This window comes from Janthinobacterium sp. DSP2-3-3, from assembly GCF_049897325.1.
Lineage (GTDB): Bacteria > Pseudomonadota > Gammaproteobacteria > Burkholderiales > Burkholderiaceae_D > Janthinobacterium.
In genome coordinates this window covers 235,693-259,770 of sequence record NZ_JAFCWA010000003.1, presented here as the reverse complement: position 1 = coordinate 259,770, position 24,078 = coordinate 235,693, and the positions used below count along the sequence as shown (strand labels likewise).

21 protein-coding genes and 2 tRNA genes are annotated in these 24,078 nt (G+C 63.9%); 18 read left to right on the top strand and 5 right to left on the bottom strand.

The features are described from left to right. Nucleotides 1–8 precede the first annotated feature (8 nt). The 5 genes from ileS (at nt 9) to ACP7DE_RS07895 (ending at nt 6,338) form a co-directional block, all read left to right on the top strand. Nucleotides 9–2,909 carry an isoleucine--tRNA ligase gene (gene ileS, locus ACP7DE_RS07915; RefSeq protein ID WP_426071582.1) on the top strand — a complete coding sequence of 967 codons (2,901 nt, stop codon included), beginning with the start codon at nt 9–11 and terminating at the stop codon, nt 2,907–2,909. 83 nt (nt 2,910–2,992) lie between these two features. Beyond that, nucleotides 2,993–3,502 (top strand): signal peptidase II, encoded by a 510-nt coding sequence (gene lspA, locus ACP7DE_RS07910; protein WP_426071581.1) that lies wholly within the window; start codon nt 2,993–2,995, stop codon nt 3,500–3,502. A 17-nt stretch (nt 3,503–3,519) separates the two neighbouring features. Continuing rightward, a complete protein-coding gene (coaBC, locus tag ACP7DE_RS07905; protein WP_426071580.1) occupies nt 3,520–4,740 on the top strand; it encodes a bifunctional phosphopantothenoylcysteine decarboxylase/phosphopantothenate--cysteine ligase CoaBC in 1,221 nt (406 codons plus the stop codon). Nucleotides 4,741–4,774: 34 nt separating this feature from the next. Beyond that, nucleotides 4,775–5,224 carry a dUTP diphosphatase gene (gene dut / locus ACP7DE_RS07900; protein ID WP_426071579.1) on the top strand — a complete coding sequence of 150 codons (450 nt, stop codon included), beginning with the start codon at nt 4,775–4,777 and terminating at the stop codon, nt 5,222–5,224. A gap of 10 nt (nt 5,225–5,234) precedes the next feature. Further along, nucleotides 5,235–6,338, top strand: a complete 1,104-nt coding sequence (locus tag ACP7DE_RS07895; protein WP_426071578.1) for a M48 family metalloprotease — start codon at nt 5,235–5,237, stop codon at nt 6,336–6,338. 122 nt (nt 6,339–6,460) lie between these two features. Here ACP7DE_RS07895 and ACP7DE_RS07890 read toward each other — a convergent pair whose 3' ends face one another. Further along, entirely contained in the window at nt 6,461–6,601 is a 141-nt protein-coding gene (locus tag ACP7DE_RS07890; protein WP_162835767.1) for a hypothetical protein, read from the bottom strand. 100 nt (nt 6,602–6,701) lie between these two features. Between ACP7DE_RS07890 and ACP7DE_RS07885 the strand changes: the two genes are divergently transcribed. The 7 genes from ACP7DE_RS07885 (at nt 6,702) to ACP7DE_RS07855 (ending at nt 13,399) form a co-directional block, all read left to right on the top strand. Further along, nucleotides 6,702–7,709, top strand: coding sequence for an XdhC family protein (locus ACP7DE_RS07885; protein WP_426071771.1), 1,008 nt, complete (start codon nt 6,702–6,704; stop codon nt 7,707–7,709). Nucleotides 7,710–7,789: 80 nt separating this feature from the next. Further along, complete coding sequence (locus ACP7DE_RS07880; RefSeq protein ID WP_426071577.1) at nt 7,790–8,707, top strand: DNA-3-methyladenine glycosylase family protein; 918 nt, start codon at nt 7,790–7,792, stop codon at nt 8,705–8,707. A 57-nt stretch (nt 8,708–8,764) separates the two neighbouring features. Then, complete coding sequence (locus tag ACP7DE_RS07875; protein ID WP_426071576.1) at nt 8,765–9,136, top strand: COG4315 family predicted lipoprotein; 372 nt, start codon at nt 8,765–8,767, stop codon at nt 9,134–9,136. A gap of 21 nt (nt 9,137–9,157) precedes the next feature. Next, on the top strand, nt 9,158–9,679 hold the full coding sequence (locus tag ACP7DE_RS07870) for an RNA polymerase sigma factor (protein WP_426071575.1): 522 nt from the start codon (nt 9,158–9,160) through the stop codon (nt 9,677–9,679). Nucleotides 9,680–9,681: 2 nt separating this feature from the next. Further along, nucleotides 9,682–10,467, top strand: a complete 786-nt coding sequence (locus ACP7DE_RS07865; protein WP_426071574.1) for an anti-sigma factor family protein — start codon at nt 9,682–9,684, stop codon at nt 10,465–10,467. 149 nt (nt 10,468–10,616) lie between these two features. Continuing rightward, the gene (locus ACP7DE_RS07860) at nt 10,617–11,093 is read left to right on the top strand and encodes a (2Fe-2S)-binding protein (RefSeq protein WP_426071573.1); all 477 of its coding nucleotides are present in this window, start codon (nt 10,617–10,619) and stop codon (nt 11,091–11,093) included. Beyond that, nucleotides 11,090–13,399: a molybdopterin cofactor-binding domain-containing protein gene (locus ACP7DE_RS07855; RefSeq protein WP_426071572.1), complete on the top strand. Its 2,310-nt coding sequence runs from the start codon at nt 11,090–11,092 to the stop codon at nt 13,397–13,399. The genes ACP7DE_RS07860 and ACP7DE_RS07855 overlap by 4 nt, the downstream gene beginning before the upstream one ends. 4 nt (nt 13,400–13,403) lie before the next feature. Here the strand turns inward: ACP7DE_RS07855 and ACP7DE_RS07850 are convergent, their stop codons facing one another. Continuing rightward, the gene (locus ACP7DE_RS07850; protein WP_426071571.1) at nt 13,404–14,600 is read right to left on the bottom strand and encodes an MFS transporter; all 1,197 of its coding nucleotides are present in this window, start codon (nt 14,598–14,600) and stop codon (nt 13,404–13,406) included. A 110-nt stretch (nt 14,601–14,710) separates the two neighbouring features. Between ACP7DE_RS07850 and ACP7DE_RS07845 the strand changes: the two genes are divergently transcribed. After that, the gene (locus tag ACP7DE_RS07845; RefSeq protein WP_426071570.1) at nt 14,711–15,511 is read left to right on the top strand and encodes a helix-turn-helix transcriptional regulator; all 801 of its coding nucleotides are present in this window, start codon (nt 14,711–14,713) and stop codon (nt 15,509–15,511) included. Nucleotides 15,512–15,557: 46 nt separating this feature from the next. Here ACP7DE_RS07845 and ACP7DE_RS07840 read toward each other — a convergent pair. Together ACP7DE_RS07840 and ACP7DE_RS07835 are read right to left on the bottom strand one after the other, a co-directional pair. Continuing rightward, nucleotides 15,558–15,634 (bottom strand) — tRNA-Met (locus tag ACP7DE_RS07840). Between the two features lie 174 nt (nt 15,635–15,808). Further along, nucleotides 15,809–15,885: transfer RNA gene (locus tag ACP7DE_RS07835), tRNA-Met, on the bottom strand. 207 nt (nt 15,886–16,092) lie between these two features. On the opposite strand from ACP7DE_RS07835, the gene ACP7DE_RS07830 reads away from it, so the two are divergent. Genes ACP7DE_RS07830 through ACP7DE_RS07820 form a run of 3 tightly spaced genes read left to right on the top strand, consistent with a single transcriptional unit; the run spans nt 16,093 to nt 18,213 of the window. Next, nucleotides 16,093–16,671, top strand: coding sequence for an NUDIX hydrolase (locus tag ACP7DE_RS07830; RefSeq protein WP_426071569.1), 579 nt, complete (start codon nt 16,093–16,095; stop codon nt 16,669–16,671). A 42-nt stretch (nt 16,672–16,713) separates the two neighbouring features. Then, entirely contained in the window at nt 16,714–17,430 is a 717-nt protein-coding gene (aat, locus tag ACP7DE_RS07825) for a leucyl/phenylalanyl-tRNA--protein transferase (RefSeq protein ID WP_426071568.1), read from the top strand. Between the two features lie 60 nt (nt 17,431–17,490). Continuing rightward, on the top strand, nt 17,491–18,213 hold the full coding sequence (locus ACP7DE_RS07820) for an arginyltransferase (protein ID WP_426071567.1): 723 nt from the start codon (nt 17,491–17,493) through the stop codon (nt 18,211–18,213). A 37-nt stretch (nt 18,214–18,250) separates the two neighbouring features. On the opposite strand, the gene ACP7DE_RS07815 is transcribed toward ACP7DE_RS07820, so the two are convergent. Continuing rightward, on the bottom strand, nt 18,251–21,544 hold the full coding sequence (locus tag ACP7DE_RS07815) for a S41 family peptidase (protein WP_426071566.1): 3,294 nt from the start codon (nt 21,542–21,544) through the stop codon (nt 18,251–18,253). 221 nt (nt 21,545–21,765) lie between these two features. Here ACP7DE_RS07815 and ACP7DE_RS07810 point away from each other — a divergent pair, with 221 nt between their 5' ends. Both ACP7DE_RS07810 and ACP7DE_RS07805 read left to right on the top strand, forming a co-directional pair. Then, nucleotides 21,766–22,815 (top strand): quinone-dependent dihydroorotate dehydrogenase, encoded by a 1,050-nt coding sequence (locus ACP7DE_RS07810; protein WP_426071565.1) that lies wholly within the window; start codon nt 21,766–21,768, stop codon nt 22,813–22,815. A 9-nt stretch (nt 22,816–22,824) separates the two neighbouring features. Next, entirely contained in the window at nt 22,825–23,871 is a 1,047-nt protein-coding gene (locus ACP7DE_RS07805) for an aldo/keto reductase (RefSeq protein WP_426071564.1), read from the top strand. Nucleotides 23,872–24,078 lie beyond the last annotated feature (207 nt).

The window sequence follows — 24,078 nt, the reverse complement described above, 5'->3', positions numbered from 1 at the left end:
AGAAGATTATGTCCGATCAAAACAAGCCAGCCACGCCCAAGCAGAACAAGAAGCCTGAAAGCAAATACCCGGTCAACATGACGGAAACCCCGTTCCCGATGCGCGGCGACATGGCCAAGCGCGAGCCGCAATGGGTGCAGCAATGGCAAGACAAGAAAATCTACGAGCGCGTGCGCAAGGCTGCCGCCGGCCGTCCGAAATTCATCCTGCATGACGGCCCGCCGTACGCGAATGGCGATATCCACCTGGGCCACGCCGTCAACAAGATCCTCAAAGACATGGTCGTCAAGTCGCGCTCGCTGGCCGGCTTCGATGCGCCGTATGTGCCGGGCTGGGATTGCCACGGCATGCCGATCGAAATCCAGATCGAAAAACTGCACGGCAAGAACCTGCCGACGGCCGACGTACTGGAAAAAGCCCGCGCCTACGCGAATGTGCAAGTCGAGCGCCAGAAGAAGGATTTCATCCGCCTGGGCGTGCTGGGCGAGTGGGACAACCCGTATTTGACCATGGCGCACGGCAATGAAGCCGACGAATTGCGCGCGCTGGGCAAGCTGCTGGAAAAAGGCTATGTCTACCGCGGCCTGAAACCGGTCAACTGGTGTTTCGACTGCCAGTCGGCGCTGGCCGAGGCGGAAGTGGAATACGCGGAAAAACGCGATCCCGCCATCGACGTGGGGTTCAAGTTCGCCGAGCCGGAAAAACTGGCGGCCGCCTTCGGCCTGCCTTCCCTGCCGACCGAGAACGGTTTCATCGTCATCTGGACCACCACGCCGTGGACCATCCCGTCGAACCAGGCGCTGAACGTACACCCGGAAGTCAAATACGCGCTGGTGAAAACCGAGCGCGATGGCCAGCCGCTGCTGCTGATCCTGGCGCAAGACCTGGTCGTGGCCAGCCTGGCGCGTTTCAAGCTCGATGGCACGACGATCGCCACCTGCGACGGCGCGGCCCTGGCCGGCATCAGCTTCCGCCACCCGCTGCATGCCAGCGACGCCTTCTACGACCGCTTGTCGCCTTTGTACCTGGCCGAATACGTGACCACGGAAAGCGGCACGGGCGTGGTGCACTCGGCGCCAGCCTACGGCCTGGACGACTTCATCTCGTGCAAGGCGCACGGCATGAAGGACGACGACATCATCAAGCCCGTCATGGGCGACGGCAAGTTCGCTTCCACCCTGCCCCTGTTCGGCGGCATGACCATCTGGGAAGCATCGAAACCGATCTGCAACGCCCTGCGCGAAGCGGGCGCGCTGTTCGAAGTCAAGATGTTCGACCACAGCTACATGCATTGCTGGCGCCATAAGACGCCGATCATCTACCGCGCCACCTCGCAGTGGTTCGCCGGCATGGACGTGACGCCGAAAGACGGCGGCCCGACCCTGCGCGAGACGGCCTTGAAAGGCATCGCCGAGACCGAATTCTTCCCGGACTGGGGCCAGGCGCGCCTGCACGGCATGATCGCCAACCGCCCTGACTGGACCCTCTCGCGCCAGCGCCAGTGGGGCGTGCCGATGGCCTTCATCGTGCACAAGGAAACGGGCGACCTGCATCCGCGCACGCCGGAACTGCTGGAGCAAGTGGCCAAGCTGATCGAAAAAAGCGGCATCGAGGCATGGCAGGCACTGGACTTGAAAGACCTGATCGGCGACGAAGCGGCCATCTACGCCAAGAACAAGGATACGCTGGACGTGTGGTTCGATTCCGGCGCCACGCACCAGACGGTGCTGGGCGGCCCGCAAGGCCACGGTTCACACTCGACGCAGCTGCAATTCCCGGCCGACCTGTACCTGGAAGGCTCGGACCAGCATCGCGGCTGGTTCCACTCGTCCCTGCTGGTGTCGTCCATGCTGAATGACCGTCCGCCGTACAAGGCCCTGCTGACGCACGGCTTCACGGTCGACGGCGAAGGCAAGAAGATGTCCAAGTCGCTGGGGAATACTTTGGCGCCGCAAAAGATCTCGGACACGCTGGGCGCGGACATCCTGCGCCTGTGGATCGCCTCGACCGACTACACGGGCGAGCTGTCGATCTCCGATGAAATTCTGAAACGCGTGACCGAATCGTATCGCCGCATCCGCAACACCCTGCGCTTCCTGCTGGCGAACACCTCGGACTTCAACCCGGCCACGGACGCCGTGCCGGTGGCGGAGATGTTCGAGATCGACCGCTATGCGCTGGCCAACATGGCATCGCTGCAAACGCAGATCGAAAACAATTACGCGCGCTACGAGTTCCACCCGGTGGTGTCGAAGCTGCAGACGTACTGTTCGGAAGACCTGGGCGGCTTCTACCTGGACATCCTGAAGGACCGCCTGTACACCTCGGGCCTGACCTCGCACGCGCGCCGTTCGGCGCAAACGGCCCTGTGGCACATCACGCAAAGCCTGCTGCGCCTGATGGCCCCGGCCCTGTCGTTCACGGCCGAGGAAGCATGGGCCGTCTTTGCCGGCAGCGAAGCGTATGCCGCCAGCGATGAAACCATCTTCACGCAAACCTGGTGGCAGCTGCCGGAAGTGTCGGATGCGGCTGATTTGCTGGAGAAATACACGGCCCTGCGCGCCGTGCGCACGGACGTCACAAAACAGCTGGAAGACTTGCGCACCTCGGGCGCCATCGGCTCCTCGCTGCAGGCGGAACTGACGATCAAGGCCGCGCCGATGAAGTACAAGCTGTTGACCACCCTGGGCGAGGACTTGAAATTCGTCTTCATCACCTCGCAGGCCACGGTGGCAGAAGTGGCTGACGAAGCGGCCGAGGAAGTGGTTGTGGCCGCGTCGACGGCGCCGAAGTGCGAGCGTTGCTGGCACTACCGTGCGGACGTGGGCACGGACGCCGCGCATGCTACCCTGTGCGGCCGCTGCGTCAGCAATCTGTTTGGAAAAGGCGAATCGCGCCGTTTCGCATAGACTGTCACCCTGGGGCGCTGCCTGCGTCCCGCTTCCAACCGCCGCCTGCTACCAGGCGGCGGCTTTATCTTCCCTGGAAAAATATGGCCACTAAAAACCGTTTTTCATCGAAATCGTCCTCCTCATCGTCGCTGGTGCCCTGGCTGGGCATTGCCGCCATCGTCATCCTGTTCGACCAGATTACCAAGATCACGATCCTGAAGACCTTCCGCTATGCGCAGGAAATGGTCATCACCTCGTATTTCAACCTGGTGCTCGCGTATAACAAAGGTGCCGCATTCAGCTTCCTGTCCGACCAGGGCGGCTGGCAGCGCTATTTTTTCACCGCCATCGCCCTGACGGCAGCCATCTACATCATTTATCTGCTGAAAAAGCACGCCGGCCAGCGCATGTTCTGCTGGGCCCTGGCGCTGATCCTTGGCGGCGCGCTGGGCAACGCCATCGACCGCCTGATGTATGGCCATGTGGTCGACTTCCTCGACTTCCACTGGAAAAGCTGGGGCCACTTCCCCGCCTTCAATATCGCCGACAGCGCCATCTGCATCGGCGCGGCCCTGTTCATCATCGATGAACTGCGCCGGGTAAACAAATAAACCAGCAGGAGAACGGCATGGAATTGTCTGGCAAAAAAATCGTCCTGGGACTTTCGGGCGGCGTCGCTTGCTACAAGGCGGCGGAACTGTGCCGCGCCCTGACCAAGGCCGGCGCCTCGGTGCAAGTGGTGATGACGGATGCGGCCAGCCACTTCATCACGGCCGTGACGATGCAGGCCCTGTCGGGCCACCCCGTGCACACCAGCCAGTGGGATGCGCGCATCGATAACAACATGGCGCATATCGATTTGACGCGCCATGCGGACGCCATCCTGATCGCCCCGTGTTCAGCCGATTTTCTGCGCAAGCTCGCGCATGGCGTGTGCGACGACCTGCTGTCGACCCTGTGCCTGGCCCGTCCATCCCACCTGCCTTTGCTGGTGGCGCCCGCCATGAACGTGGAAATGTGGCAGAACCCCGCTACGCAGCGCAATGTACAGCAACTGCGCGACGATGGCATCAAGCTGTTCGGCCCGGCCGCCGGCGAACAGGCGTGCGGCGAAGTAGGACTGGGCCGCATGCTGGAATCGGAGCAGCTGCTGACGGAGCTGATCGCCGCCTTCCAGCCGAAAGTCCTGGCGGGCAAGCGCGTGCTGGTCACCGCCGGCCCGACCTTCGAAGCCATCGACCCGGTACGCGGCATCACCAATCTGTCCTCGGGCAAGATGGGCTATGCAGTGGCGCGCGCGGCGCGCGAAGCGGGCGCCGAGGTGCTGCTCATTTCCGGCCCCACGGCGCTGGACGCACCCTTCGGCGTGCGCCGCATCGATGTGCAAAGCGCGCAGCAGATGCATGATGCGGTGCTGGCCCACGTCGACGGCCAGCATGTCTTCGTCGCCGTGGCCGCCGTGGCCGACTGGCGCGTGGCCAACGCCAGCGACCAGAAGATGAAAAAACAGGCCGACGGCTCCGTGCCCGAACTGCAGTTCGCGCAAAACCCCGACATCCTGGCCACCGTGGCGGCGCGCACCAACCTGGCCGGCTATCCGTATTGCGTCGGCTTTGCCGCCGAATCTGAAAACCTGGTGGAATTCGGCTCGACCAAGCGCGAGAAAAAAGGCATTCCATTGCTGGTCGGCAATATCGGCCAGAACACGTTTGGCCAGGACGACAACACCATCATCCTGTTCGACGAGGAAGGCCATACGGTGCTGCCACGCGCCTCGAAACTGAACCTGGCGCGCCAGCTGATTTCGGAAATCTCGAAGCGACTGGCAAAGAATTCGCTCCTCAAGTAACCGTTTATACGACTTAGCTTAGTTAGTTAGATTAATGAAAAATATCGACATCAAGATCCTCGACGCCCGCATGCAAGAACTGCTGCCGGCCTACGCCACCCCAGGCAGCGCCGGCCTGGACCTGCGCGCCTGCATAGCCTCGCCCATCACCATCGAAGCGGGCCAGACGGTGCTCATTCCCACCGGCCTGGCCATCCACATCGGCGACCCGTCGTATGCGGCCATGATCCTGCCGCGCAGCGGCATGGGTCACAAAAACGGCATCGTCTTGGGGAATCTGGTAGGCTTGATCGACTCCGATTACCAGGGCCAGTTGATGGTATCGACCTGGAACCGGGGCCAGAGCGCATTCACGCTCAACCCCATGGAACGCCTGGCGCAACTGATTATCGTGCCGGTGCTGCAAGTGGGCTTTAACGTCGTCGAAGAATTCGGCGACAGCGAACGCGGTGTTGGCGGTTTCGGCAGCACCGGCAAACATTAAGGATTGTCTTATGCCAGGTTTCCGCCATCTGAACTCAGCCTCAACTTCGCTGTGCCGATTGGCCACTCCCTTACTGCTGGCCAGTGCGGCCATCCTCGCCGGCTGCACCACGCCGGCGACGACTGTCAGCGGCCCGTTCAACGTGGTGCCGGCGCCCGATGCGCCTGCCCCGACGGCGCAACAGAAGGCGGCGCAGGAAGAACTGGTGAAGATGGTGGCGCTGCAGGACCGCCTGTCGAAAGTCTCGGCGCCCCTGCTGATCAACAATGCGGACCTGTGCAAGACGTATGCGCGCAACCTGTTGGGCTTTACGGCGCAGAACAAATACTCGTACCCGGGCATCTATGCCGACGCAGCGCAGGCAGCGCTCGGCTATGGCGAACAGATGCAGGTCTCCGGCGTCTTGCCGGGCAGTGGCGCCGCGCGCGCCGGCTTGCGCAAGGGTGATGGCTTGCTGGCAGCTGAAGGCAAGCCGCTGCCGTCCGGCCCGAAAGCGGAAGGTCCGTTTGGCGCCATCGTCGGCCCGCTGGCCTCGAAAAGCGCCAGTCTGAACATGACCATCGCCCGCGACGGCCAGCAGCAGGACCTCAAAATTCCCGTCACGCGCGCCTGCGCCTTCCGTGTCGCCCTGGGCAATGCGGACAATGTCAACGCGTATTCGGACGGCGCGCGCATCTTGCTCACGCGCGGCATGGTCAATGCGGCGCAAAATGACGAAGGCATCGCCTTCGTGATCGCCCGCGAAATGGCGCACAACATCCTTGACCACGCGCGCAGCCAGCGCACGGCGGGTACGGCCGGCAGTATCATCGACGGCCTGGGCGCCGTGCAACCCGACGTATCGATGCTGACGGGCGCCGCCGGCATCAAGGCCATGCCGCAGGAGCTCGACGTGCAAGCAGATATCCTGGCCATCTATCTGCTCGCGCGCGCCGGCTACAACGTCGACAACGCCGCCCGCTTCTGGCAACGCCTGGCCACGCAAGTGCCGGCAACGGTCGCCAACGGCTACACGGCCCTGCATCCGGGCACCAACTCGCGCATGGCGGCCATCAACCGCGCCGTGACCGACGTGCGCGCCAAGCAGGCGGCGAAGAAGCCGCTGAAGCCTTAAGCCAAAAAAAGGGGGCCTGACAAAACCGTCGTGAGCGGCAGTGATTTGTGGCTAAGAAGCGCAACCGTGCTCTAGCACGGTGAGCACCGCAGGCCGCAAAGCGCGACGCGCAGCAGGTTTGCTCAGGCGCCCGGGAAATTGGGGAAGTAAGTACCCATGATCCAGGTCAAGGCACCGCAGAACACCACGGCTAAAAACAGGACAATGAGCAGCTTGCCGAACTTGGGAATACCCTCTTCTTGCGTCTTGACTTCATTTGACATGAAAATTCTCCGCAGGGTGGTGGAACAGGTAGTATATCCACAATCTTGAATACTATTCCATACTTTGCCGCAAACATGCGGCATGCAACTCTCGCGGCCCATGGACAGCATCGACCTTGAAGTTCTGAAAACCAGCGCCGCCTGGCTCGCTGCTGGCCATCGCTGCGAACTCGTCACCGTCATCAAGACCTGGGGTTCCAGCCCACGCCCCGTGGGCGCCACCCTGGCCATCTGCGACAATGGCACGGTGGTCGGTTCCGTCTCCGGCGGCTGCATCGAAGATGATCTGATCGATACCGTGCGCGTGCACGGCATCGTGCGCACGCAGCCGGAAATCGTCAGCTACGGCATCAGCGCCGACGAGGCGCACCGCTTCGGCCTGCCCTGCGGCGGCACCATCGAGCTGGCCATCGAGCCGCTGCATGCGGGCAGCCGCGTGGCCGAACTGCTGGCGCGCCTGGAAGCGCATGAACTGGTCGAACGCCGGCTCGACCTGCGCAGCGGCGCCGTCACCCTGCAGCGCGCCACGCCGGGCGCCGCGCTGGCCCTGGAAGGCGCGGTACTCACCACGCAGCATGGCCCGCGCTGGCGCTTGCTGATCATCGGCGCCAGCCAGCTGTCGCGCTTCGTGGCGCAAATCGCCACGGCCATGGATTACCACGTCATCGTCTGCGACCCACGTGAGGAATACCGGGGCGGCTGGAACGTGCCCGGCGTGCCCCTGTTGCACGCCATGCCGGACGACCTGGTGCTGGAACTCAAGCTCGACAGCCGCAGCGCCGTCGTCGCCCTCACGCACGATCCCAAGCTCGACGACCTGGCCCTGATGGAAGCGCTCAAATCGCCTGCGTTTTACGTGGGCGCCATCGGCTCGCGCGCCAACAATGCCAAACGCCGCGAGCGGCTGCTGCAGTTCGACGTCAGCGCGGAACAGCTGGCGCGCCTGCACGGCCCTATCGGCCTGTACATCGGCAGCAAGACGCCGTCCGAAATCGCCATTTCCATCCTGGCCGAGCTGACGGCCGTGAAAAACGGCGTGCCCGACGCACTGCAGATCCAGCACGCGGCGGCCCTGAGCCCTCCCGGCACAGATATCTGCGCGCGTTAAAGACAAAAGCAAGAAACGCGGTGCGCCCGCATCGCCTCCCTGATACCCTCCCTGATACGCCCACTGATTTCCTGCCCACCATGACCCTGCTGCACTGGACCCTCCCCCTGCCCGCCGGCTACCGCCGCGACGATGTCATCGCCTTCCACAGCCGCGATGCACAAGGCGTGGCGGAACAGCTTACCGCGACAGGCCTGCGCAAGGGCATCCTGCTTGCCGGCGTACCCGTAGTACTGGACGTCGCCTTCACGCAGGATGCTGCCATCTGCCAGGCAGACATCGATGGCGATGGCGATGCCGACCTTCAAACGCCCCTGCACGGCGCGCTGTTGAACATCCTCGGCCTGCGCATCGATCCGCAGCCATTCGCCCGGCTGGCCGCCAGCGACCCGCTACTGGCGCCTTTGATCCGCGTCAATCCGGGCTTGCGCATCGTGCAATCGGCCAGCCCCTTCGAGGCGCTGACCTGGGCCATCATCGGCCAGCAGATCAACCTGCCGTTCGCCATTTCTCTGCGCCGCACCTTTATCTTGCAGGCGGGGCGCCGGCACGGCAGCGGTTTGTGGTGCTACCCGGAGGCGCGCGACGTGGCAAGGCTGTCGGTGGAAGAACTGACTAGCCGCAAATTCTCGCGCGCCAAGGCGGAAACCGTGCTGCGCCTGGCGCGCCTCGTCGACGAGGGCGCACTGTCGCTGGAGTTGCCGGCAGGCGGCGACGTGGCGGCCATTTCACAAGCGCTGCTGGCCGTGAAGGGCATCGGCCCCTGGACCGTCAACTACGCGCTGCTGCGCGGCTACGGCTACGCCGACTGCTCGCTGCACGGCGACGTGGCCATCCGCGCCGCCCTGCAAAAACTGCTCGGCGAGGACGTAAAACCGGACATGGCGCGCACGGAACAGTGGCTGCGTCAGTACGCGCCGCACCGCACCATGGCGGCCGCCCACCTGTGGGCCAGCCTGCACGCGCCGGAAAAAAATATTTTCCCTGCCCGGGAATAAACGGCGGGCGGCACGCGTCTATCCCTTGCAAGCCCTCAAAACCTCAAGGAGACCATCATGCGCTTTACCACTTTTGCCGCCACTGCCCTTTTTACCGCCTTGTCCGCCCCGCTGGCTTTCGCCGCCGACGTCATGCCCGCCAACGGCATGCTGGTCAACGCCAGCGGCATGACCGTGTATGTGTTCGACAAGGATGTCGCCGACAGCGGCAAGAGTGCCTGCAGCGGCGGCTGCCTGGTCGCCTGGCCCGCCGTCATCGCCACCGAAGCGGCACCCGCGGCCCCGTATGGCAGCATCCAGCGCGAAGACAACGGTGCCATGCAGCTGACCTACAAGGGCAAGCCCCTGTACCTGTACAAGGAAGACAAGAAGCCGGGCGACGTGGCCGGCGACAATTTCAAGAACGTGTGGCACGTCGTCAAGCCGTAAACAGCCCTTCCCGCCCCGACGATGACTACGCCAGAGGATAGCCGCCAGCTGCAAGCCTGCCTGCCCGGCCTGCGCCGCTATGCGCGCGCGCTGGTGGGCAGACTGCGTGCGGACGACCTGGTGCAGGACACCGTCGAGCGGGCGTGGCGCAGACTGGATCAATGGCAGCGGGGTAGCGAGATGCGGCCCTGGCTGTTTGCCATCATGCACAACCTGCACGTGGATCAGCTGCGCCGCCCCGGCCTGGCGCTGCAGGAGCTGGACGACGACACCGAGCTGCCCGCCCCGGAGCGCGCGCCGGGGCAAGCCATCGCCATCGGCGAAATGGATGCGGCACTGGCCTGTTTGCCGCTGGGACAGCGCGAAGTGATCTTGCTTGTCGCGCTAGAGCAAATGCCGTATGAACAGGTGGCGTCCACCCTGGGCATCCCCGTTGGCACCGTCATGTCGCGTTTGTCGCGCGGGCGCGACCGGCTGCGCGAACTGCTCGACGGCCGCCCCGCCGGCAGCCATGGCGCCCCCACCCTGAAAGTCGTGAAATGACCATGCAAGCCATCAGCGAAGCGCAATTGCATGCCCTGGCCGACGGCGTCTTGCCGGAAGAGCAGCGCGCGGCCATCAATGCCTACCTGCGCGCGCATCCGCAAGACGCCGCCAGGGTGGACGCTTGGCGCGAGCAAAACCGGCAATTGCGCGCCCTGTTCGATCCGCTGCAGCAGGAAGCCGTGCCGCCGGCGTTGCTGCAGGCGGCGGCCCCGCCGGCCGCCAACCATGGCTGGTACCGCCCCGCCATGCAGGCGGCAGCGGCCGTCGTGCTGGTGCTCGCTGGCGGCATGGGCGGCTGGCTGCTGCGTGGCGATGGCGGCGATGGCATGCTGGCCACCGGCGCCAGCCCCCTGGCCCTGGCGCGCAGTGCCGCCATCGCCCATGCCGTCTACACGCCCGAAGTGCGCCACCCCGTGGAAGTGGGGGTCGAACAAGAGGCGCACCTGGTGCAATGGCTGTCGAAACGCCTGGGCAGCACCTTGCAGCCGCCCGTGCTGTCGCCGCTCGGCTATCACTTGATCGGCGGACGGCTGCTGCCCGGCGATGGCGATGGCCCCGTGGCGCAGTTCATGTACGAAGAGGGCACTGGCAAGCGCCTCACCCTGTACGTGGCCAAGGAGCGGGCCGGCAGGCAGGAAACGGCGTTCCGCTACACGCAGGAAAAGGAGCTGGGCGTGTTTTACTGGATCGATGGTCAGATGGGCTACGCCTTGTCGGCCAGGCTGCCGAAAGCCGAGTTGGGCAAGATAGCCGACGCCGTGTATGCGCAGCTGGAAAGCCACTAAACAGACTCTTCCATTTTCCGGAATTCTGAAATCCATTTCACGCTACTCCGTTGCAGGCGCAGTGGCGCTACCATCTCTTGATGAAGAGGCAGCCCGCCACGGGCCTGCCATTCCCGCCTTCCCCCGCAACCTCACCACCGAGGAAAAACATGACGACCCTGACCATCAATGGCAAGCAGCACCACCTTGCCCTGCCTGAAGACACGCCCCTGCTGTGGGCCTTGCGCGACGAGCTGGGCATGACCGGCACCAAATTCGGCTGCGGCATGGCCCTGTGCGGCGCCTGCACCGTGCACCTCGATGGCGAGGCCATCCGCTCCTGCGTGACGCCGGTGTCGGCCGCTGCAGGCAAGCGTATCACCACCATCGAAGCGGTGGGCGAAGACAAGGTCGGCCTGGCGCTGCAACAAGCCTGGCAGGAACACGGCGTGCCCCAATGCGGCTACTGTCAGGCCGGGCAAATCATGTCGGCCACGGCCCTGCTGCACAAGACGCCGGCGCCAAACGACAAGCAAATCCGTGAAGCAATGAGCGGCAATATCTGCCGCTGCGGCACCTATACGCGCATCCACGCCGCCATCAAGCAGGCCGCGACCAGCATCAACGCGAAAGGAGCTGCCAAATGAGCATCCTTGAAAACATCCCCGCCCTTACTTCGCCTGCGCGGCGCAACTGGCTCAAGGCCGCCGGCGCGCTGACCGGTTTGAGCCTGGTGGCAGGCCCCTCTGGCCTGGTGATGGCGGCCGGCGCCGTCAAATACGGCGGCGACAAGATGGCGGGCGGCGTAGTCGACGACAGCCTGGTCTTCCTGTCGATCGGCGCCGACGGCATCGTCACCATCGTGGCGCACCGCTCCGAAATGGGCCAAGGTATCCGCACCAGCCTGCCCATGGTGGCGGCCGACGAACTGGGTGCCGATTGGGCGCAGGTGCGCGTACAGCAGGCGCCCGCCGACGAGGCGCGCTACGGCAGCCAGGACACGGACGGTTCGCGCAGCATGCGCCACTCGTTCCGCGCCATGCGCCACGTGGGCGCCACGGCGCGCCTGATGCTGGAAACGGCGGCCGCCGTGCGCTGGGACGTACCCGTGACGGAAGTGAAAGCCGTCAACCATGCCGTCGTGCATGCGGCCAGCGGGCGCTCGCTGTCGTTCGGTGCTCTGGCCGGGGAAGCGGCCAAACTGCCGGTGCCGCCGCGCGCGCGCATCAGCCTGAAAACGGCCGGCGAGTTGCGCTATATCGGGCAAACCAGCACGCGCGGCATCGACCTGCATGATATCGTCACGGGCAACACCCACTTTGGCATCGACACGCGCCTCGATGGCATGGCGTATGCCGTCATCGCCCGCCCTCCCGTATTTGGCGGCAAGCTGAAAAGCGTGGACAAGACGGCGGCCCTGAAGGTACCTGGCGTGCTGCGCATCGTCGAACTGGCGGGCAGTCCGCCGCCGGCCATGTTCAATCCGCTGGGCGGCGTGGCCGTCATCGCCAGCAACACCTGGGCCGCCATCAAGGGCCGCGAAGCGCTGGTGCTGGAATGGGAAGATGGCCCGAACGGCGGTTACGATTCGAAGGCCTTCCGCAAGACGCTGGAAGCGGCCGTGCGCCAGCCGGCCAACCCGGCGCGCGACCAGGGCAAGACGGTGGCCACCCTGGCCGCCGCTCCCGCCGCGCGTAAATTCAGTGCCGAATATTATCTGCCGCACCTGGCCCACGCCACCATGGAGCCGCCCGCCGCCACCGTGCGTATCGCCGGCGGCAAAGCCGAAGTGTGGGCCTGCGTGCAGGCGCCGCAAGCGACGCGCAGCAACGTGGCCAAGGCCCTGGGTCTGGCGTATGACGACGTGACCGTCCACGTGACCCTGCTCGGCGGCGGCTTCGGGCGCAAATCGAAACCCGATTTCGCCGTCGAGGCGGCGCTGCTGTCCAAGGCCATGGATGGCGCGCCCGTCAAGCTGACGTGGACGCGCGACGACGACCTGCAGCACGACTACCTGCACACGGTGTCCGTCGAACGGCTGGAAGCGTCGCTCGACGCGAAAGGCATGCCGACGGCCTGGCTGCACCGCACGGCCGCGCCCACCATCACCTCGACCTTTGCCGCCGGCGCGAACAAGCAGGCGCCGTTCGAGCTGGGCATGTCGGCCATCAACGTGCCGTTCGCCATTGCGAACATCCGCGTCGAAGTGCCCGAGGTGCCGGCGCACACGCGCATCGGCTGGTTCCGTTCCGTGTCGAACATCCCGCATGCGTTTGCCATCCAGTCGTTCACGGCCGAACTGGCCCACGCGGCGAAGAAAGACCACCGCGACTACCTGCTGGCACTACTGGGCCCTGCGCGTAAGATCAACCCGGCCGACCTGTCCGATGGCTGGAACTATGGCGAAGACCCGGCCAAGTATCCGGTCGACATCGGCCGCATGCGCCACGTGATCGAGCTGGCGACAGCCAAGGCGGGCTGGGGCCGCAAGCTGCCCAAGGGACGGGGACTGGGCCTGGCCGTGTCCTACAGTTTTGTCACCTATGTGGCGGCCGTGATCGAAGTGGAGATCAATGCGGCCGGTGAAGTCATCGTGCCTAGGGTTGATATCGCCATGGATTGCGGACCGCAAATCAACCCGGACCGCGTGCGCTCGCAGATCGAGGGGGCTTGCATCATGGGCCTGTCGCTGGCCATGAGCGGCGAGATCAGTTTCAAGAATGGCCGGGTCGAGCAAAGCAATTTCCACGACTACGCCGTGCTGCGCGCCGCCGACGCGCCTCGCGTGATCCACACGCACCTGGTGCCGGGCACCCTGGACATGGAGCTGGGCGGCGTGGGCGAACCGGCCACGCCGCCCATCGCGCCGGCCCTCTGCAACGCTATCTTCGCCGCCACGGGCAAGCGCATCCGCGCCCTGCCGGTGGGCATGCAGTTGGCGAAGAAAGGTTGAGTAGCTAGGAACGCCGCGCGGCAGGCAATTGCAACAGCAACGCTGTGGCGGCGACAAATGCGGCGCCGGCCGCCAGCAGCCACATGGGCCAGTCCAGCAGGAGCAGCAAGCCGCCCATGGCGGCGCCGATGGCGCTGCCCAGGTACAGCGCTGATTCGTTGAGGGCGATGGCCAGGTTGCCGTCGCCCTGCCGCGCGCGCACGGCCAGCAAGCGCTGGTTTTGCGGTACTTGCAGGGCCCAGCCAGCCGCGCCCCACAGCACGATCGGCGCCAGCATCAGCCACGCCGACCAGCCGGCCGCCAGCGGCAGCGCGCACAAGGCCAACGCCAGCAGCAGCAAGATGAAACAGGTCAGTTTCGGCGCCGCTATCTTGTCGGCCCATGGCCCGACCAGGACGCTGCCAACGATCCCCCCCACGCCCCACGCCCAAAGGAAGGGCGTGGGGGAAATCGCTGCGCCCTGGGCGGACCATGCCAGCAGCGGCGCGATAAACGTATACATGCCCAGGCTGGCAATCGCCGCCAGCAAGGACACCAGCAGGATGGCCAGCACCTGCCCATCGGCCAGCAAGCCCAGCTTACGGCGCAGCGACGTGGCCGGCGCCTCTGGCAGCGCGGGCAACTTCCACAGCAAGCCCGCCAGCGCCAGCGCACCGAGGATGGCGACCAGCCACAGGGCCGCCGTCCAGCCCAGCTGCTGCGCCAGCAACAAACTCAATGGCACGCCCAGCACCGTGCCGCCGGCCATGCCACCCATGATCACGCCAATGGCCTTGCCGCGCTGCTGCGGCGCCGACACGCCCGCCGCCGCCGCGATGCCCAGCGCCAGGTAGACACCGGCCCCGATGCCGGCAATGGCGCGCCATGCCAGCAAGCTGCTGAAACCGGGCGCCAGCGCGCTGGCCCCGTTCGCCAGCACAAACACGGCCAGGGCGGTCAACAGGCCGGAGCGCTGCGCGCGTGCCGGCAGCAGGGCCACGACCAGGGGTGAGCCTAGGCCATAGGCCAAAGTAAACGCCGTCACCAATTGCGCGGCCAGCGCCAGCGAGACAGAAAATGCACTGGCGATCATCGGCATCAAGCCCGCCGTCACATACGACGCCATGCCCAGCGCGAACGCGCCCACGGCGATCAGGTAGACGGTGGCCGGCAACGCGGTGGCGGCAGGCGCTGCGGCACTGGAAGAAGAATAGTCAGACATGGGCAAGCTTTCGGGAAGAAAGCAGGCATTCTGGAATACAATATAAACAATTACAATTTAACTGTTTATGCTATTACTGATAGCAACAGGCTCACCGGAAAGACAGCACCATGCGCACTTTGGCCCGCACCCGCCACGAACTGGCCGCCTATCTGCAGGCGCGGCGCGCGCGGCTGTCGCCCGAAGACGTGGGCTTGCCGGGCGGCGGCCGGCGCAGAACGCCGGGTTTACGCCGCGAAGAAGTGGCGGCGCTGGCTGGCGTGGGGCTGACCTGGTACACCTGGCTGGAGCAGGGGCGCGACATCGGCGTCTCCAGCGCCTTTCTCGACAAGCTGGCCGAAGTGCTGAAACTGGACGCGGGCGAGCGCCGCCACCTGTTCCTGCTGGCACACGCGCGTCCGCCGGCCGAAGAGGGCAAGACGTATTGCGTGGTGCCGCCGCTGGTGCGCCGCTTGATGCACGAACTGGCGCATCCGGCGTATGTGCTCAACTTGCGCTGGGACGTGCTGGCGTTCAACGGGGGGGCGGATGCCCTGTTTGGCTTCGGCGTGCATGCTGCCGCGCGCCGCAATCTGCTGTGGCTCTTGTTTACCGACCCGCTGCTGCGCTCACGCTTCGCCGGCTGGGAAGAGCAGGCGCCGCTGGTGCTGTCGAGCTTTCGCCGCGACTACGCGCGCGCCACGCAGGAAGCCGATATCCACGCACTGGTGGAAGAACTGGAAAAAGTGTCGCCCGAGTTCAAGCTGTGGTGGCGCCGCCATGACGTGCATGCACCGTGCGAAGGCGTGCGCCACCTGAGAATCGACGGCGAGCAGGTCGCGTATGGGCACACCTCGCTGACCATCGATGCGGACCGCCACTTGCGGCTGGTGGTGTATGCGCGCCAGCTGGCAGAAGAAATCGCCCCGTAAACGAAAAAACCGCTGACCCTCTTGCGAGGAACCAGCGGCTTCGAAATGGTTGCGGGGACAGGATTTGAACCTGTGACCTTCGGGTTATGAGCCCGACGAGCTGCCAGACTGCTCCACCCCGCAGCAGAATTATATACCAGATTGTTGCGCGGCGTAAAGGGCATGATTTGACAATCTCATTCCTGCCCCGCCTCCCGGAGTTTGCCGATGGGTAGACGATGCGTAGACTATGCGTAGCGCCAGGTAGAAATGAAAAAAGCCGCTGATCTTTTTCAAGAGTCAGCGGCTTTCAGGTATTGGTTGCGGGGACAGGATTTGAACCTGTGACCTTCGGGTTATGAGCCCGACGAGCTGCCAGACTGCTCCACCCCGCACTTGAATTATAAGGGCAAACGGGTGGCTTAGGCAATAGCTATCTCAACTTCGAGCGCAATAGCGCCATTGAATTAAAAGTGCGTTAAAAAGTGCGTTAAAAGTTCGGTCAATTGCCGGTTGGCATTCTGTCCGCCCGTCACGCCACGCCGCGCGCAATCGGTGTACAGTAAGCGTTACACTAGACACCCATTTTCCTAAGCCCGCCCATGAAATTCTGCTCCGAATGCGCCCATCCTGTCAGCCTGTCCATCCCGGAAGGTGACAACCGTCCGCGCTATGTCTGCGCCAACTGCGACGCCATCCATTACCAGAACCCGAAAATGGTGGTCGGCTCCATCCCCGTATGGGAAGAGGATGGCCAGCTGCAGGTCTTGCTGTGCAAGCGGGCCATCGAGCCGCGCCTGGGCTACTGGACCCTGCCGGCCGGCTTCATGGAAAACGATGAAACCACGTCGGACGCGGCCGAGCGTGAAACGGTGGAGGAAGCGGGTGCGAATATCGAACTGGGCCCCCTGTTTTCGCTGCTCAACGTGCAGCGCGTGCACCAGGTACACCTGTTCTACCTGGCGCGTTTGCGCGACCTCGATTTCGCGCCGGGCATCGAAAGCCTGGAGGTGCAGCTGTTTACGGAAGCGCAAATTCCCTGGGATGACCTGGCCTTCCCGACCATCCGCGCCACCCTGGAACTGTTCTTTGCCGACCGCGTGAAAATCCGCGAAGGCGGCAGCTACGGTGTCCATACGGGCGACATCACGCGCCCGATGGCGCGCACGGATGCTGAGTAAGCTCCCGAGTAAGCCTCCACCAACTGCCACCTTTGACGCCGCATGATTCCCTGGCTCGACACCCACACCCCATTCCCCGACGTCTCGCGCGCCCTCACCGACGAGGCGCCCGGCTTGCTGGCGGCCGGCGCCGACCTGTCGCCCGCGCGCCTGCTCGACGCCTACAAACACGGTATCTTTCCCTGGTTTTCCGAAGGCCAGCCTATCCTGTGGTGGAGTACCGATCCACGCATGGTGCTGATGACGGAGGACTTCAAGGTGTCCGACAGCCTGGCCAAGACCATCCGCAAGGTCGAGCGCAGCGCCGCCACGGACGGGCGCTGGCAGTTGCGCTTCGACAGCGATTTCGACGCCGTCATGCGCGCCTGCGCGGCGCCGCGCAAGGATGGCCCGGGCACCTGGATCTCGGACGAAATCATCGCAGGCTACACGGGCTTACACAAGCTGGGCTACGCGCACTCGTCGGAACTGTGGCTGGACGGGGAACTGGTGGGCGGCGCGTATGGCGTGTCGATCGGGCGCATGTTTTATGGCGAATCGATGTTCGCGCGCGTCTCGGATGGTTCGAAGATCGCACTGGCGCAGCTGGTGCGTTTTTTGAAGGCGCGCGGCGTGGCCATGATCGACTGCCAACAAGAAACCAGGCACCTGGCCTCGCTGGGCGCGGCGCCCATTTCGCGCGCGCGTTTCCTGGCCCACGTACGCAGCGCCATTGAAGCAACGCAGATCACCGATTGGCATGCTGCGCCGCCCGCATAAAAACGCTATGATATCTTCACACAGACATCCATTGCCGCGGACAGACCAGACAGGATCAGCATGACGCACCTGAACGAACTACCGTTTGCCACCCTGCAGTTCTACACGACGGCGCCCTACCCGTGCAGCTACCTGGACGACCGCCAGGCCCGTTCGCAGGTAGCCACGCCTTCGCACCTGATCAACAGCGACGTGTATTCGGAACTGGTGCGCAACGGCTTTCGCCGCAGCGGCATTTTCACTTATCGGCCGTATTGCGACGGCTGCCAGGCTTGCATCCCCGTGCGCGTGGTGGCGCAATCCTTCACTCCCAACCGCAACCAGCGCCGCGCATGGAGCCGGCACGCCGACCTGCAGGCGGGCGTGGCCACCCTGTCCTTCCTTGACGAGCATTACGAACTGTATCTGCGCTACCAGAGCACGCGCCACGCGGGCGGCGGCATGGACCAGGACAGCCGCGACCAGTACGCGCAATTCCTGCTGCAAAGCCGGGTCAACACGCGCCTGGTGGAGTTCCGCGAGCCGGATGGCACGCTGCGCATGGTCAGCATCATCGACGTACTGGCCGATGGCCTGTCGTCCGTCTACACCTTCTTCGATCCGGACGTGCCGGGCGCCTCGTACGGCACCTACAACGTGCTGTGGCAAATCGCCCAGGCGCGCGAACTGGGCCTGCCGTATATCTACCTGGGCTACTGGATCGCGCAAAGCCCGAAGATGGCGTATAAAATCAACTTCAAGCCGTTGGAAGCGCGCATCAAGGGGCAGTGGGTGATCCTATAAAAGAGGGGCTTGCGCCCCTTTTGCTTATTAATCCCCTTTATTTGCTTTTGTCCGGAAACGCCGGACGTGCAGGCCGCGCGGGCGGGTTCTTCGCCAGTTCGCCCTGGATCACTTCAATCGCCTTTTCCAGCTGCGGATCACGTCCTGCAATGACGTCGGCCGGCGTTTGCTCGACTTCGATATCGGGCGGCACGCCCTCGTTTTCCACGCCCCAGCCATTTTCTCGCGTCCAGAACGCCAGGTTCGGCGCCGTGATGCTGCCGCCGTCCATCAGCACGGGAAAGCCGAGGATGCCCACCAGGCCGCCCCAGGTGGCCTTGCCGATCAGCGGGCCCATGTTATTTTTGCGGAACATCCACGGCAGCAGGTCGCCGCCCGAGCCGGCCGTCTCGTCGATCAGCATGGCGCGCGGGCCCTGGATGGAAGCCGATGGCGTCTTCATGTCGGCGCCATAACGCATGGTCCACCAGGCGATTTCCTTCTTCTGCAAGATCTCGATGTAGTAATCGGCCACGCTGCCGCCGCCATTGAAACGCTCGTCGACGATGATGGCCTGCTTGTCCGCCTGCGGGAAGAAGTAGCGCTTGAAGTAGGTGTGGCCCAGGCCCGCCGTATTCGGCACGTACACGTACGCCACCTTGCCACCGGTTGCCGCGTTGACCTTGCGCATATTGCCTTCGATCCAATCGCGGTTGCGCAAGGCATCCTCGGTGGGCACGGGCACCACGGTGATCGTGCGTGCGCCCTTGCCATCGGCCGATGGCCCCACGGTCAGGTCGATGGCCTTGCCGGCCGTATTCTCAAAGGCGCTGTAGATATTCGTCGGCGGCAGCAAAGGGCGGCTGTCGACGGCCAGCAGGTATTCGCCCGCCTTGACGTTCAGGCCAGGCTCCGTCAGCGGCGCGCGCAGGGCCGGATTCCAGTTCAAGCCGCCATACACCTTCTTGAAGCGGTAATGGCCATCGCTGACTTCATAATCGGCGCCCAGCAAGCCGCCCGGCACCTTCTTCGCTTCGATAAAATCGTCGCCGCCACCACCGCGATGGTGGCCCACGGCCAGTTCGCTGCACATCCATTGAATCAGGCGGTTGAGGTCGGCGCGGCTGGACAGCTCGGGCAGGAAGACGGCGTACTTGTCGCGCATGGCCTTCCAGTCCACGCCATGCATGCCCGGGTCATAGAAATAATCGCGGTTGATGCGCCAGACTTCATTGAAAATCTGCGTCCACTCGGCACGCGGATCGGCTTTTACCTCGATGGCGTCGATTTTGATCTTGCCTTCGCCGGGCGCCAGCAGCTTGCCCGTGGCGCTACCCATGGCCCAGTTATCCTTCTGGCGGTACAGCAGCTTCTTGCCGTCGGCCGAAACCTCGAAATCATCTGCCTCCGCCACCACGGTTTCCGCCTTGCGCTCCTTCAAATCGAAGCGCTGCACGGCCTTCTTGCCATCGCTTTCGCGCAGCAAAAAGATCTGGCCCGCGGCGCCGGCGGTCAGGCTGGAGAACTGCGCGGCAGGCAATGGCAGGTCGACGATGCGCGTGGCGATGCCGTCGAAATCGATGCTGATCGGCGCCACTGGCGCCACCGTCACTTTCGGGTCGTCGCGGCCCGTCTTCGGATCGACCTTCGGTTCGCTCTTCGCCTCCGGCTCCGCCTTCGCCGTGTCTTTTTTAGTTTCCGCGCTGGCGGCCTTTTCCTCGTCGCTTTCCTTGATCAGCGGCGACGGCAAGTCGCGCCGCAACACGGCCATCCATACGGTGCGTGTCACCACGTTGTCTTCATTCTGCTGCGAGAACCAGTTGTTGCTGGGGCCTGCATTCGTCGAGGCGAAGAAGTACAGGTACTTGCCGCTCTTGTCGAACACGGGCTGGGCCACGTCGGACAGGCCATCGGTCACCGGCATCGACTTGTTCTGTTCGACGGAATAAATGTAGGCGCTGCGCGTGTAGGTGGGCGAATTGAGCGTGTAGGCCAGCCAGCGCGAGTCGGGCGCCCACGAGGCGCGCATGCTCTTGTCGACGCCATACATCGGTTCCGTGGCGACCTTCTGCAGCTTGCCCGTGCCGATGTCGATCACATACATGCTCCAGCCATTGTCGGCAAACGCGATCTTCTTGCTGTCGGGTGACCAGACGGCGTTGTCATAAAAGCCGCTGCCATTCAGCTTGAGTTTCTTCACGGCGCCCTTGCCATCCTGCGCTCGCACATGCAATTCATACTCGCCCGACTCGTCCGAGAAATACGCGACCGAACGGCCATCGGGCGACCAGATGGGCGTGCGCTCGTGGGCGCCGGCCGTCTGCGTCAGGTTGCGCGCGTCGCCCTTGTCGGCGGGGATGGTGACGATCTCGCCCCGGTATTCGAAGGCGATGCGCGCGCCCGACGGCGAAATCGACGCGTCGCGGATGTATTTCGCATTCTTGACCCAGCGAGGGCGCGTCTGCCCCAGGTCGCTGGCCACGCCGATGGCCAGCTTGTGCGCCTGGCCGCTGGCGATGTCAAACGAGTGCAGATAGCCGGCCTGCTCGTAGACGATGGTGCCGTTCGCCGCCGACGCGTTCAGCACGGGGAAATCCGTGTGCTGCGTCAGCTGGCGCACGGCCTTCGTTTTCACATCATAGGCAAACAGGTTGAATTCGCCGTTGCGGTCGGAGCGGAAGTACACCGTCTCCTTGATCCACATCGGATCGACGTCGTTCGAGCGCGTCGTGGGCTGGGGGATTTTTTCGATGGATTTGTCGCTCGACGAAAATAGCCACAGCCAGGAATTGGTGCCGCCCCGGTAGCGCTTCCACTGCTTGAAGGCGGGCATCAGCGGGTTGTATGCGATGCGCTTGCCGTCCGGCGAATAGGCGGCGCGCGATGCATTCGGGATCTCCAGCTGGGTTTCCACGCCACCCACCACCGGTACCGTAAACAGCTTCTGGAAGCGGTTGTTGAAGGCGGCGCGGGGCGAGGTGAACATTACGGCCTGGCCATCGGGCGTGAACGACTGCGCCAGGTCCGCGCCCGGATGGAAGGTCAGGCGGCGCGGTACGCCGCCAGCCGCCGCGATCACATGCACGTCGACATTGCCATCGATGTTGGCGCTATATGCGATCAGGCTGCCGTCAGGCGAGAAGACGGGGTTGGACTTGTCGCCCAGGTCGGAGGTGAGGCGCCGTGCGCCGCCGCCGTCCAGGTTCGACAGCCACAGGTCACCCGCATAAATGAAGGCGATGTGGCGGCTGGAGACGGCCGGTTCGCTCAGCATGCGGGTGTCTTGCGTATTGGGCAGGGCCAGGGCCGGGTGGCTCAGCAGCAGTGCGCTGGCGGCCGCGATGGCGGTCAAGATACGTGTCTTTTTCAATCGATGTCTCGCTTATGAAGTAAAGAGAACAGGGAAAAAACAGGAAGGTCAACGGCCGGATGCGAATTAACAAGGAATCAATATTGCATCAGACCAACAAGAACTATACACCCGGCAGCCGCGCAGAACACGGTAAAATACGGCACTTATTTTGCGCGCCGCCAGCCCTTCCCGGTAGCCCGCACACCTACTCAAAGCGCCCCATGTCTGAAAAATTCCTGTACTCCCTCGCCCGCCCGCTGCTGTTTTCGATGGATGCCGAAGCGGCCCACCATTTCACCCTGCCCGCCCTGAAACGCGCTAGCGCGCTGGGCCTGACGAAGCTGGCCGGCAAACCTGCAGCCGATCCGCGCACGGTAATGGGCATCACCTTCCCGAACCCGGTCGGCCTGGCCGCGGGCCTGGACAAGGATGGCGCCTACATCGATGCGCTGGCCGACCTGGGTTTTGGCTCCATCGAAGTGGGCACCGTCACGCCGCGCGCGCAGGCCGGCAATCCGAAACCGCGCATGTTCCGCCTGCCGCAGGCGCAGGGCATCATCAACCGCATGGGCTTTAATAATGGCGGCGTGGACGCCTTCGTGGCCAACGTGCAGGCGTCGAAGTTTTACCAAAACCGCGCCGGCGTGCTGGGCCTGAACATCGGCAAGAACGCCGACACGCCCATCGAACGGGCAGCCGACGACTACCTGCTGTGCCTGGAAAAAGTCTACCCCTACGCCAGCTATGTGACGGTGAACATCTCGTCGCCGAACACCAAGAACCTGCGCCAGCTGCAAGGCGCGTCCGAACTCGACGCCCTGCTGTCGCAACTGAAGGAAGCGCAAGCGCGCCTGGCCGACAAGCACAAACGCTACGTGCCGCTGGCCCTGAAAATCGCGCCGGACATGGATGGCGAACAGGTGAAAAGCATCGCCGAGTCGCTCACGCGCCACCGGATCGACGGCGTCATCGCCACCAACACGACCCTGTCGCGCAGCGCCGTCGAAGGCATGCCGCACGGCGCCGAAGCGGGCGGCCTGTCGGGCGCGCCCGTGTTCGAGCTGTCAAACAATGTCATCCGCTTGCTGAAAGCGAAACTGGGCGACGCCCTGCCCATCATCGGCGTGGGCGGCATCATGCAGGGCAGCGACGCCGTGGCCAAGTTCGAGGCGGGCGCGCAACTGGTGCAGCTGTACAGCGGCCTGATTTACGCCGGTCCTGCCTTGATCAAGGAGTGCGCCCGCGCGCTGCGCGGCAAGCAGGCCCGCTAAGGACGGCGCTTGGAAAAGATCAAGCTGGGTTCCAGCAGCCTGGAAGTGAGCAGGATCTGCCTGGGCACGATGACCTTCGGCGAACAGAACAGCGAAGCCGAAGCGCACAGCCAGCTCGACTACGCGCTGGAACGGGGTATCAATTTCATCGACACGGCGGAGATGTATCCGGTAATGGCCAGCGCGCAGACGCAGGGCAGCACCGAGCGCTACATTGGCAGCTGGCTGAAGAAAAGCGGCAGGCGCGGCGACATCGTCCTGGCCACCAAGGTGGCCGGACCGAACTCGCGCATGCATTGGATACGCAAGGGCAAGACCGACCACGACGCGGTCAATATCCGCATTGCCGTCGAAGACAGCTTGCGCCGGCTGCAGACGGAGCACATCGACCTGTATCAATTGCACTGGCCCAGCCGCAACCTGCCCATCTTCGGCGCCAGCGTGTACAACCCGCGCAAGGAACACGCCTCGGTCGCCATCGAAGATACGTTGGCCGTGCTGGGCAAGCTGGTCGAGGAAGGCAAGATCGGCCACATCGGCGTATCGAACGAATCGTCGTGGGGCGTGTGCGAATGCATCAAACAGGCCGAGCTGAAAGGCTTGCCGCGCATTGCATCCATCCAGAACCTGTACAACCTGACGGCACGCCATTTCGAGACGAGCCTGCTCGATGAAACTTGCCACCGGGAAAATGTAAGCTTGCTGGCCTACAGCCCGCTGGCGTTCGGCCAGCTGACGGCGAAATACCTCGACGATTCGCAAGCCAAGGGGCGCCTGACGCGCTTCCCTGCCGGCTGGAGTCCCCGCTACGTGCGCCCCGCTACCATAGCGGCAGCCAGCCAGTATGCGGCGCTGGCCCGCGCGCATGGCTTGACGCCGGCGCAACTGGCGCTGGCCTGGTGCTATACGCGCTGGTTCGTGGCAGCCACCATCATCGGAGCCACCAGCGTGGAGCAGTTGCAGCAAAATATCGATGCACATCAAGTCACGCTGTCGCCGGAACTGGTGGCGGCCGTCGACGCCATCCACGCCAGCTTGCCCAATCCGGGACAGTAGGCGCCCCCCTCTCATTACATATAGTCGTATTTATACAACAGCTGGTAATTTACTGCTGTGCAGCATTGCGGCCGTGCCATGCCCGGTCGTATGCTGGAAACGAGGCCATATGCGCTACTCGCGGCATTTTTACGTGTATCAGACATTTATTGCATATCAATAGACAGAACGATTCGTAAGCACACCGTTCGCCCGCTGCTAAGCTGA